Source organism: Sphaerospermopsis reniformis (assembly GCF_005402885.1).
Taxonomy (GTDB): Bacteria; Cyanobacteriota; Cyanobacteriia; order Cyanobacteriales; family Nostocaceae; genus Sphaerospermopsis; species Sphaerospermopsis kisseleviana.
Map to the genome: position 1 here is coordinate 1 of NZ_BJCE01000195.1, position 10,455 is coordinate 10,455.

Consider the following 10,455-nt stretch of genomic DNA (forward strand, 5'->3'; position numbering starts at 1 on the left):
ATCGGGTGCGATTCTCAATTACACCACTAAATTCTCAACAAAATTAGGTGTTTTCGTTGCGATCGCATCCCGAAATAGGCTATTTACGTACCCGATTTCGCCACCTCACGTTTTCGCGTTGCTCCCATTACAACTGAGTAAAATTGAAAAACCGATTTCCAGAGAAGAATTAAGACAAAGGTTAACACAAAAATTAAATTTATCTTCTGTTGATTTTAATAATGGATTACAATCGTTACAACAACGGTATTTAGTGGTGAAAATTAAAGAAGATAAAGTCATGTTTTCATTGTCTCCCGTTTTTCGGGAATATGTGATAAATTACTGTAAAGATTGAGCATCATTCATGTATCAATACTCAAAAATACTATCAAAAATTTCTCGCTTGATTCTAAAATTAACATCCCTGATTTTTTGGTACAATATATCTAAATCGGAAATATTAATCTTACCATCTAGTTGTAATTTACGAATTATTGCTAAAGTTCCTTTAACGTTTAATCCTAATCTTATTGCTTCTTTTCTAGCAGCAAAGTCATCTAAAATAATATAATCTGGTTGTAATTCTACCCCTAAAGTAATAGCTTCAGATTCTCCTATTCCTAAGAACTCATTTAAACGATTAGCTAGAGAAACTAATTGTACTTTTTGTACTGTTAATTTATTTTCGCTGATTAGTTTATTAATATGTATGGATGATTGATCTTGTTTAGCACTGATTTCTTCTTTAACACTTTCTGGTAATAAAAATTCAGCTTCCATAGTCAGAAATAAATCAAGGAAATCTAACCGAGATAAAAAAATAAAAGGAGAAGAGTTAAAAACTATTTTCATGATCTTTACCAGTTTTTTTCTATAGCAATATCGTCAACGGTAAGATATGAAAAATCTATTCCCATTAATTCTAAAATTTTCAAAAATATTTCTGTATCCATTTCCATAATTTCGGCTGCTTTATGTAAACTAATTAACCGAGATGTTAAAGCACCAAGCACAAATATAAATCTTTCTTTCTGTTCTATACTCTGAAATAATTGCACTTGAGAAGCAATTTCTTTAAAGGTAGTTTGATGATTCATTTATTTGCTACTCGTAAATCTTTGATTTTCTGATTTTGGATGATTTGATGTCATTATTAGCCCCCTCTCCACATCAGAAAGGGGGTTAAAGGTGAAATTAAGCTGGATAAATCCTTAATCTGCGATTTGGTTCTTCACCAAAACTATGAGATTTAAGCCGATAATGTTCCACCAACTCATGCTGCATTTTCCGCACCTGAGCAGAACGGGGTAATAATTCCACCGGTTGACCTTTAGGAATGACAATTTGTTCAACCGCTAATCTTGCTTCTTCTAATGCGTCTATTTCGTCATCGCTACCACTGTGCAAAAACAATTGTAATTCCTGATCATCGGTAATTTCCGGCTCGTCAATGTTCAACAAACGCCGCAAACCGCGAGTAATCTGGGGAATAGTGCTGGACTTAATCACATGAATAGGGACATGACGCGCCTTAGCCGTTTGCCTTAATTTCGCGTGGTTTTTGACGTGCGATCGCAACGCCAGAATCGCATCAGCACTATCTATGTCTTTTGTCAATACCACAGGCAAACTTAACACCCCAATCACCTGTTCCAACTGGTGACGACTCACTCCATAGGGGTAAACGTGCAAAGGCAAATCTTCCCCATTGGGACCTGGTGATTTAGTATGACCGAAATCAATACTTTCACCATAATTCAAAGACTCATCTAACAAGCGTTCAAACTCGCTGCGTCCCGTTACCCGTTCCCTTTCCACAGACAAAGGAGGTAAAGCTACCATTTGACCAGAAGCACGCCAGCCATTAACTTGTTTAACTGCGGGAAAAGATTCATCCTCACTAGCTAAATGACCACCGCGACCATTAACCACAGATAACTGTCTAGTAATAGACACCTTACCCTTGTCGTCCACAGTGCGCGTTTGTGGGTTAGCTTGACGACCTCTTAACAGAGTATCAACGGTATCGGACACGCTTTCGTGTACTACCCAGCGTTGTCTCTCCAACATTTCCACAGCAATTTCAAAGGTGGGAGGCGCTTTGCGTTCCAACACCGTTTTTTGTGAACCGCGTCTTCTCGCTTCGTCATCTCCTAGCGTCACCGCTTGAATACCCCCTACCAAATCAGAAAGAGTGGGGTTTTTGATCAAGTTTTCAATTTGGTTTCCGTGGGCAGTCCCCACTAATTGTACACCTCTCTCCGCAATTGTACGGGCAGCTAAGGCTTCTAATTCTGTACCAATTTCATCAATGACAATCACTTCTGGCATATGGTTTTCCACTGCCTCAATCATCACCTGATGCTGTAATTCTGGTTTTGCTACCTGCATCCGCCGAGCGCGACCAATAGCTGGGTGAGCAACATCACCATCCCCGGCAATTTCATTTGAGGTGTCAATTATCACCACTCGTTTATTCAATTCATCTGCCAACACACGGGCAATTTCCCGCAAAGCAGTAGTTTTACCTACACCGGGACGACCAAGCATGAGAATTGATTTACCAGTTTCCACTAAATCGCGGATCATGCCAATAGTACCAAATACCGCCCGACCCACACGACAAGTCAAGCCAATAATTTTACCATTGCGGTTGCGGATAGCACTGATCCGATGTAAAGTTTGCTCAATACCCGCCCGATTATCTCCACCAAAGGTTCCGACTCGTTGAATACAATCATCTATTTGTGCTTGAGTGACAGGGTATTCGCTCAGATACTCAGCAGCATGAGGAAAGCGAGCTTCTGGGCGACGACCTAGATCCAAAACCACTTCAACTAAATGATCTCTTTTAGGATGGTTATCTAGTTGCTGTTGCAGGTCTTGGGGTAAAATGTCCAGTAACTTTTGCAGGTCTTCTGTAATCGTCATGCTTTCTATGGTGGTGACGTTTTTAGAGATAACGAATGAGCAATTTAACGCTCTTACTGTGACTTAATCTGAGAAACGAGAGAATCAGCAAGTTTTACAGCTTGCCAAAGTAATTCCGGTTCATCCTCAAGGCGCAGACTTGCCTTAACACCAGTGGAACTCACCTCCTGATTTTCCAACTTGTCAATAACTGATGACAGCAACACACGAGCATAGCTACCATAGGCTACACCAGCAATAAAGGCAGGGGGCAGAGGAGAAAAGTTTTCCCCCTTGCTCCCTGCTCCCTGCTCCGTTTCCTCCTGAAGTAGTCCCATAGCCTTTAATTTAGGAACTGTGTAGCTATTAGTACCCCCAGCTAACTGCACATATCCCGGTAGATTTGCTGCCAAAACTTTTTGTCCTAATTTTATGGCTGCTATGGTAGTACCATTACCGATATCACCACTCATAGAGCGCCCGTCTGTTTGCCAAATCAAGGTTTGGGTACGGGGTAAAATTAGATCATAAATTGTTTGTAGGTAATCAATTAAACCATCACCATCATTGCAACTGATAGCTAATAACTTTAATTGATCTGCCCAAGGAGCGATCGCCTCCCACAAACGCTGAAACTCTGCCAAACGCCCTACTTTTGTATGAATTTCTATGGCATCTATTCCCGTTGACATGATCAATGGTGCAATCGCTCCCGGCGTTGACAGATATGATGCTGTATCAATTATCTCATAAGGACAAACAGGAATGCAACGCCCACAGCCATAACATTTTTCGGCAATAATTCCTGAAAAGCTATCTTTTTGATTGTTAAAAACTATAGCTTGGGCTGGACAAATCTTTTCACAGGGTCTAGGGCAATCTTGTGGACAATAAATAGGATTAAATTGGGCTTTTCTAAAATGGGGATCTTCTCCATCGTTAAGGCTGACCATTAACAAGGGTAAATGGCCTGAAAAATTAAAGCCTCTCGCTTGAGCATCTTTAACAAGAGTTTTAGCAACCAGTAAAGCTTCCTGAGCGGCATTAATTACAGCCGGATCAGCAGCCACATCTATGCAGTCAGCACCCGCCAAAGTATAGGCTAAAGTTAAACTTCTGACCGCCGGTAGATGTTGGAAACTGGCTCCACAAATCAGCTTAAACCAGTTACCTTGTTTTAGGGATTGTAAAGGGGCTAAGAGTTTGGTCACCCTTCTATTATGCTTTTTTTGCCATCAAAATTGCAGCCCCCGATCAGGAAAAAATCCAATTTTTTGATCAGCAGATGGGGAGTAGGGGAGTAGGGGAGAAATATTTGCCTCCTGCCTCCTGCCTCCTGCCTTCTTAATTTTGAGATGGATACAAAGGAGACTTATCAAGACCGCCAATTTTATTCAGAGGCCAAAAACGAATCACAGCACGACCAATAATATTTTCCCGTGGTACTAAACCCCAACAGCGTCCATCATAACTACTACCACGATTGTCACCTAACACTAAGTATGAATCAGTTGGTATGGTTTGCGGTTTCGCTAAGAAAGGAGGTTGCGATCCTGATTCACAAACATCCACAACAGTACGGGATGAGGTAAATAAATATTGTTCTTCTGGCAGATATTTTTTATTAATATATACTTTGCCGTCTTTAAGTTCTATTTTTTCTCCTGGTAAACCTATAATGCGTTTAATAAAGGCATCATGGTATTGTTCTCTTTTGAGTTCATCTGTGGGTGAAAATACAACTATATCCCCTCGCTGTGGGTTAGCAAATTTATATGTCACCTTATCGACAATAATCTTATCAGCCTTCCATTGGTCTTGTACACCGTGCAGCGTCGGTTCCATTGACCCTGTAGGAATCCAACGCGCTTCAGCGACTAGGGTGCGAATCCCCAAAGCTAGAAAGACGCTCAATATAACAGTTTTGCCTAGCTCGACGATCCAGGAATTATCAGGTTGTTGGCTAGAGTTTTTATCAGACACTTGATTTTGCATGAAATTACTGAAATTTAGGGTAACAGACAAGCACTGAACTGATGAGAGAGACTGTGATGTTATTGTTATTTTAATATTTTAACTAGACAAGTGATTTTTCCTAATAGATGTTGATATGGGTTGCTAGAAGTTTGTGACTGAGTAGAAATTAATTTTCTTTTAACATATAGGAGAAGATAAAACTGATAACTGTTAACTGTGAACTGATAACTGATTAAATTTATGTCATCTGCTAAAAGTTTACTGATTCGCCAAGCACGCGTAATTCTACCCAATGGTGAGTTTATAATTGGGGATGTGCTGACCCAAGGCGGTAAAATAGTCGAGGTAGCGTCAGAAATCTCTTATGCCACACCAACTCAAGAAATAGACGCACAAGGTTTAACTTTGTTGCCGGGAGTCATTGATCCGCAAGTACATTTCCGCGAACCCGGTTTGGAATACAAGGAGGACTTGTTTACTGCTAGTTGTGCTTGTGCTAGAGGCGGTGTCACCTCTTTTCTGGAAATGCCGAATACAAGACCTTTGACAACCAGCCAGTCAGCTTTAGATGATAAACTACAAAGGGCTGCCAATAAGTGCTTAGTTAATTATGGCTTTTTTATTGGGGCAACGGGCGATAATTTAACAGAATTAGTTTCTGCCCAACCCACTCCGGGTATTAAGATTTTTATGGGGTCTATGCACGGTCAATTGCTGGTTGACCAGGAAACTGTACTAGAGCAGATTTTTGCTCATGGTAGTCGTTTAATTGCTGTTCATGCAGAGGATCAAGCGAGAATTAACCAACGTCGTCAAGAGTTTGCTGGTATTCATGATCCGGCTATTCATTCCCAAATTCAAGATAATCAAGCTGCTTTGAATGCGACACAATTAGCATTGAAGCTTTCTAAGAAATATCAACGACGGTTACATATTCTACATATGTCAACTGCTGAAGAAGCGGAGTTACTGCGTGAAGATAAACCGAGTTGGGTGACAGCGGAAGTGACTCCACAACATTTGTTATTAAATACCAGTGCTTATCAAACTATTGGCACATTAGCACAGATGAACCCACCGTTGCGATCGCCCCATGATAATGAAGTTCTTTGGCAAGCTTTACGAGATGGTGTGATTGATTTTATCGCTACTGACCATGCACCACATACTTTAGAAGAAAAAGGTCAAACTTACCCGAATACTCCTTCCGGTATGCCAGGTGTGGAAACCTCTCTACCTTTAATGTTAACCTCAGCAATGGCTGGAAAATGTACTGTTTCCCAAGTTGTGAACTGGATGTCTAAAGCAGTAGCTACCGCTTATGGTATTCCCAACAAGGGAGAAATTACCCCTGGATACGATGCGGATTTAGTTTTAGTAGATTTAAATACCTACAAACCAGTAAAGCGGGAAGAAGTTTTAAGTAAATGTGGTTGGAATTCCTTTGAAGGTTGGAATTTGACAGGGTGGCCTGTGACAACTATTGTCGGTGGTGAAATTGTTTATGATCAAGGAAAGGTAAATACGGAAATTCGCGGACAAGCTTTAACTTTCCTGTAGTAAATAATCGGTTTTTTCCAAAAAATTAAAAAATTAAAGCGAATCTATTTTACCCAGACTCGCCGAAAGTAGATTATTGGTAGATGCACTTTCTCAAAAGCTAAATTTTAAACTGTTGATGAGTATCTGTATAAATTGGTACCCAACCCTCGACAGTTGTGAAATAGCGTATTACCTTAAAATGTAAAGATGCTGAGAAACTACACCAATGTTCTACTCCGGCGGGAATGTGTAAATAGTCTTGTGATGTAATTAACAGTTGTACTTGAGTGCGATCAGGTTTCACAAAACCATAAATTATTTCTCCTGCTAACAAATAAATAGCTTCTGCAGCATTATGGGTGTGATAACGTCCATAAGTAGCCATCCAAGTTTCCAAATTTGGCGAACCAGGATGTATATTGAGTAAATCACTCCACAAATAACCATTTTCTTGCTGAAGAAACTCAAACACGCTGTTATGAAGTCCTACAATATGACGCTTTTCGACATCTGTAACGGTTTCTTGTTCCATCAGTTCTGGAAAAAGTAAAGATGTCCCCGGATCATAATGTCTGAGTTTAATACCTAGAGGTTCTAACTCATGAGCGATCGCACTTAAATCACTTTCCGTTGTTCCGTCTTCCAGTAATAAAATTGCCATGATAAAATACTAAATTCTCTATTAACAACAGTTTACTGAAAATTGTCTCAAATAGCCACTATTGCCGATCGATAATTAGGTGTTTTTAACGATACTTTATAAAATCAGGAGTTCAGGAGTTCAAAGAGTCGTAGGGGCGAAGCATTCGGTCGACAAATTATCAATTTTATGAAAAGGCTATTTTCCGAATGCTTCGCCCGTACAGGAGTCAGGAGTCAGAATATTTATTTGTAGCAGAAATCCATAACAGTAAGTTTTTTTATAAATTAAGCTGATGTGCAGCTAAACTGTATAATTAAAAAACCTGAAGTTACAGTAGCACAAGCATCTTGCTTGTATTAATTATTCAAGTTAAAGGCATAACAGCTTATCAAGAATGCCGTGAAAACTCTGCTTTATTATCAGTCCTTACATAAAAATTAATCACTTGCATGATGCTAAATAATACCATTAGTAGTATCATAGTACAAATAAACTATATTGTAACCATTGTCAACAAATGTCTGACCTGATTTTATTTTGGCATCGTCGAGACTTACGTATTTCCGATAATACAGGACTAGCAGCAGCTAGAAAACAAACTGCAAAGGTAGTAGGTGTTTTTTGTGTAGATCCTGACATTTTGCAACAGGATGATGTTGCATCTGCTAGAGTTAGTTACATGATTGGTTGTTTACAAGCATTGCAACAACGATATCTTCAAGCAGGTAGTCAGTTATTAATTTTACAAGATAATCCAGTAACAGCCATTCCCAAATTAGCTGAAGCTTTGAAAGCAAAAGCAGTTTTTTGGAATTGGGATGTAGAACCCTACGCACAAACACGGGATAAAAGTGTAATTTTGGCACTTAAAGAAAAAAGTATTCAGACTCTAGAGAAAAATTGGGATCAATTATTACATTCACCCGATGAGATTTTTAGTGGTTCAAAAACTCCTTACACAGTTTATACTCCCTTCTGGAAAAATTGGAGTAGCAAACCTAAAAATAACCCAGTTGCAACTTTAGAAAACTGCGAAAATTTAACAGATGCAGAACAGGAAATAGCTAAAAAAACAGGCACAATTAATTTACCATCAGCGAAAGATTTAGGTTTTATTTGGGATAGGGAATTAATAATTGCACCAGGAGAAACAGCAGCACATAAAAAATTAGACAAATTTACCAAGTTTGTGATTAATGAATATGATGAACAAAGAAATTATCCTGCTATTGAAGGTACATCTTTATTAAGTCCAGCCTTAAAATTTGGTGTGATAGGAGTAAGAAAAATTTGGCATAAAACCGCAGAATTATTAGCAAATAGTAACAGTGAAGAATTCACTAATAATATTATCGCTTGGCAAAAAGAATTAGCTTGGCGGGAATTTTATCAACACGCCATGTACCATTTTCCAGAATTAGCTGAAGGTGCATATAGAGAAGTTTTTAAAAACTTTCCTTGGCGAAATAACGAAAAACATTTTCAAGCTTGGTGTGAAGGAAAAACAGGTTATCCCATAGTTGATGCAGCCATGCGACAATTAAATGAAACAGGCTGGATGCACAATAGATGTAGAATGATAGTAGCCAGTTTTTTAACCAAAGATTTAATTATAAACCCGCAATGGGGAGAAAAATATTTTATGCAGAAACTCATCGACGGTGACTTATCTGCTAATAATGGTGGTTGGCAATGGAGTGCGTCAAGTGGAATGGACCCCAAACCATTAAGAATTTTTAACCCAGCTAGTCAAGCACAGAAATTTGATGCTGATGGTGAATATATCAGACAATGGGTGAGAGAATTGAAATCTGTAGATACAGAATATTTAATAAGTGGAAATATTACACCCTTAGAACGTCGTGCAGTTGGTTATCCTGCACCCATTGTAGATCATAAAAAACAACAAGCTTTGTTTAAACAATTGTATCAAGAACAGAAAGCTGGTACAGATTAATTTTTATTTTTAGAGGGGAAGGATATAAACATTAACCATCCCCCACACAAAACACACACAGAACTTACTCCAGCAGCAATAATTAAACCTCTAAAGTGACAGTTTTAGCAAATGGCTACAACATACCTTGTACTTTTAGCGATAAAACTTAACTTTTCTTTGTGTTTTTGCGGCTTTGCGTAAGATATTCTGAGAACTGGCACAACAAACACCAAAATATTGTAACAATACAATCAAAATATAAGTATCTACTGATACGGTTGAAACTTATGTCATCATCCCGTGATCCTCTACTAACAGTTGAACTGAGAATACCTAGTTCCCATCCTCAGTTATTAGAAGGTTTAGATATTTGGTTGCGTCTAGGTTTAATATCTGATGCCAAAGTTAGGCAAATATGTCAAACTTATCTAGTTTGTGCTGTAGTTTTACAACCACAATTACAACCACAATTAGAATATCAAACACAAGCAGTATTGACAAAGACTACCACATCAAAACCATTAATTGCCACCTTAACCCCAGAACCACAAACACCACCTCAACCTAATTTTATCACTGCGATGCTGCAATCATTAGGTGAAGAATTAAGTGTGAGATGGTTATTATTTTTAGGAGTGTTTTTAGTCGTTTTATCCTCTGGTGTTTTAGCAGCAAGTCAATGGGAAAAATTTCCCGCTATTGGACAATATGGAGTTTTATTAGCTTATACTTTAACATTTGGTGGTTTTACTTTTTGGGCAGGTAAACAAGATAATTTAAAATTGACAGCACAGACATTATTAATTGTCACTTGGTTATTAGTGCCTGTTAATTTTTGGGCAATGGATAGCTTTAATTTATGGAATAATCCTATTAACTGGTTAGTATTAGCTATTGCTTCTTTATTTCTATCAACCATTACAGTTTTACTTGCTAAAAATCGCACAATTATTGGTAATTTTCCATCAGGGAAGTTACCATTTTTGAATATTCTCAGTTTAAGTTATTTACATTGGGGTTGGAAAATATCAGGGTTTCCCCTAATTGCTGTTTATATAGCAATAGTATGTACAACCTTAATTACAGTTTATCAAAAACTCAAACAACCAAGAGAAAATATCGACACACAGGATGATAGCTGGGGAGTAGGAATTTATTTTGCAGTCATTATTTATGGTTTATTAGGATTATTATTTCGAGCCATTTTTGTTGCTGGTGTTAATGTCACGCAGTTAGGTTTAGCAATTAGTATTTGTGGTTTGTTAGCGGTTTGTTTATCAGCTAAAAATATTAAATCTACCCCCTCTGTTGCTGCTATTTGGCAAAAAATAGGGGGAATTTTATTATTTTTAGGTTGGTTAGTTTCAGTGTTCACTCAACCACAACAAGCAATAATTATCAGTGGTTTAAGTTTATGGGTTTTTAGTCAGCGTTTACAAATTCATAACTCAAAAATTGATTT

Annotated in this window: 9 protein-coding genes and 1 pseudogene; 4 read left to right on the forward strand and 6 right to left on the reverse strand. The window is 38.2% G+C overall.

All coding sequences use genetic code 11. The features are described 5' to 3' along the window. Positions 1-337 (forward strand): hypothetical protein (locus FFR48_RS29580; protein ID WP_236104135.1); only part of this gene is annotated, 337 nt, incomplete at its 5' end. Between the two features lie 14 nt (positions 338-351). On the opposite strand, the gene FFR48_RS20970 is transcribed toward FFR48_RS29580, so the two are convergent. From FFR48_RS20970 to lepB, 5 genes are all read right to left on the reverse strand, one after another. Further along, on the reverse strand, positions 352-834 hold the full coding sequence (locus FFR48_RS20970) for a PIN domain-containing protein (protein ID WP_137668708.1): 483 nt from the start codon (positions 832-834) through the stop codon (positions 352-354). A gap of 5 nt (positions 835-839) precedes the next feature. Then, positions 840-1,079, reverse strand: coding sequence for a hypothetical protein (locus tag FFR48_RS20975; protein WP_096567545.1), 240 nt, complete (start codon positions 1,077-1,079; stop codon positions 840-842). A gap of 97 nt (positions 1,080-1,176) precedes the next feature. Beyond that, a complete protein-coding gene (locus FFR48_RS20980) occupies positions 1,177-2,913 on the reverse strand; it encodes a R3H domain-containing nucleic acid-binding protein (protein ID WP_137668709.1) in 1,737 nt (578 codons plus the stop codon). 53 nt (positions 2,914-2,966) lie between these two features. After that, positions 2,967-4,103, reverse strand: coding sequence for a circadian clock protein LdpA (gene ldpA, locus FFR48_RS20985; RefSeq protein ID WP_137668710.1), 1,137 nt, complete (start codon positions 4,101-4,103; stop codon positions 2,967-2,969). Positions 4,104-4,236: 133 nt separating this feature from the next. Beyond that, entirely contained in the window at positions 4,237-4,887 is a 651-nt protein-coding gene (lepB, locus tag FFR48_RS20990; protein ID WP_137668711.1) for a signal peptidase I, read from the reverse strand. A 222-nt stretch (positions 4,888-5,109) separates the two neighbouring features. On the opposite strand from lepB, the gene FFR48_RS20995 reads away from it, so the two are divergent. Then, a complete protein-coding gene (locus FFR48_RS20995) occupies positions 5,110-6,429 on the forward strand; it encodes a dihydroorotase (RefSeq protein WP_096567553.1) in 1,320 nt (439 codons plus the stop codon). Positions 6,430-6,529: 100 nt separating this feature from the next. On the opposite strand, the gene FFR48_RS21000 is transcribed toward FFR48_RS20995, so the two are convergent. Continuing rightward, complete coding sequence (locus tag FFR48_RS21000) at positions 6,530-7,072, reverse strand: acireductone dioxygenase (RefSeq protein WP_137668712.1); 543 nt, start codon at positions 7,070-7,072, stop codon at positions 6,530-6,532. Positions 7,073-7,571: 499 nt separating this feature from the next. Here FFR48_RS21000 and FFR48_RS21005 point away from each other — a divergent pair, with 499 nt between their 5' ends. After that, positions 7,572-9,011, forward strand: coding sequence for an FAD-binding domain-containing protein (locus FFR48_RS21005; protein ID WP_137668713.1), 1,440 nt, complete (start codon positions 7,572-7,574; stop codon positions 9,009-9,011). A gap of 269 nt (positions 9,012-9,280) precedes the next feature. Then, positions 9,281-10,455 (forward strand): annotated as a pseudogene (locus FFR48_RS21010) (DUF2157 domain-containing protein); the annotation flags it as partial.

What these genes read in the sequence shown, in the direction of transcription:
- FFR48_RS20970 (WP_137668708.1), bottom strand. Translation starts at nt 834, where the DNA reads ATGAAAATAGTTTTTAACTCTTCTCCTTTTATTTTTTTATCTCGGTTA.
- FFR48_RS20975 (WP_096567545.1), bottom strand. Translation starts at nt 1,079, where the DNA reads ATGAATCATCAAACTACCTTTAAAGAAATTGCTTCTCAAGTGCAATTA.
- FFR48_RS20980 (WP_137668709.1), bottom strand. Translation starts at nt 2,913, where the DNA reads ATGACGATTACAGAAGACCTGCAAAAGTTACTGGACATTTTACCCCAA.
- lepB (WP_137668711.1), bottom strand. Translation starts at nt 4,887, where the DNA reads ATGCAAAATCAAGTGTCTGATAAAAACTCTAGCCAACAACCTGATAAT.
- FFR48_RS20995 (WP_096567553.1), top strand. Translation starts at nt 5,110, where the DNA reads ATGTCATCTGCTAAAAGTTTACTGATTCGCCAAGCACGCGTAATTCTA.
- FFR48_RS21000 (WP_137668712.1), bottom strand. Translation starts at nt 7,072, where the DNA reads ATGGCAATTTTATTACTGGAAGACGGAACAACGGAAAGTGATTTAAGT.
- FFR48_RS21005 (WP_137668713.1), top strand. Translation starts at nt 7,572, where the DNA reads ATGTCTGACCTGATTTTATTTTGGCATCGTCGAGACTTACGTATTTCC.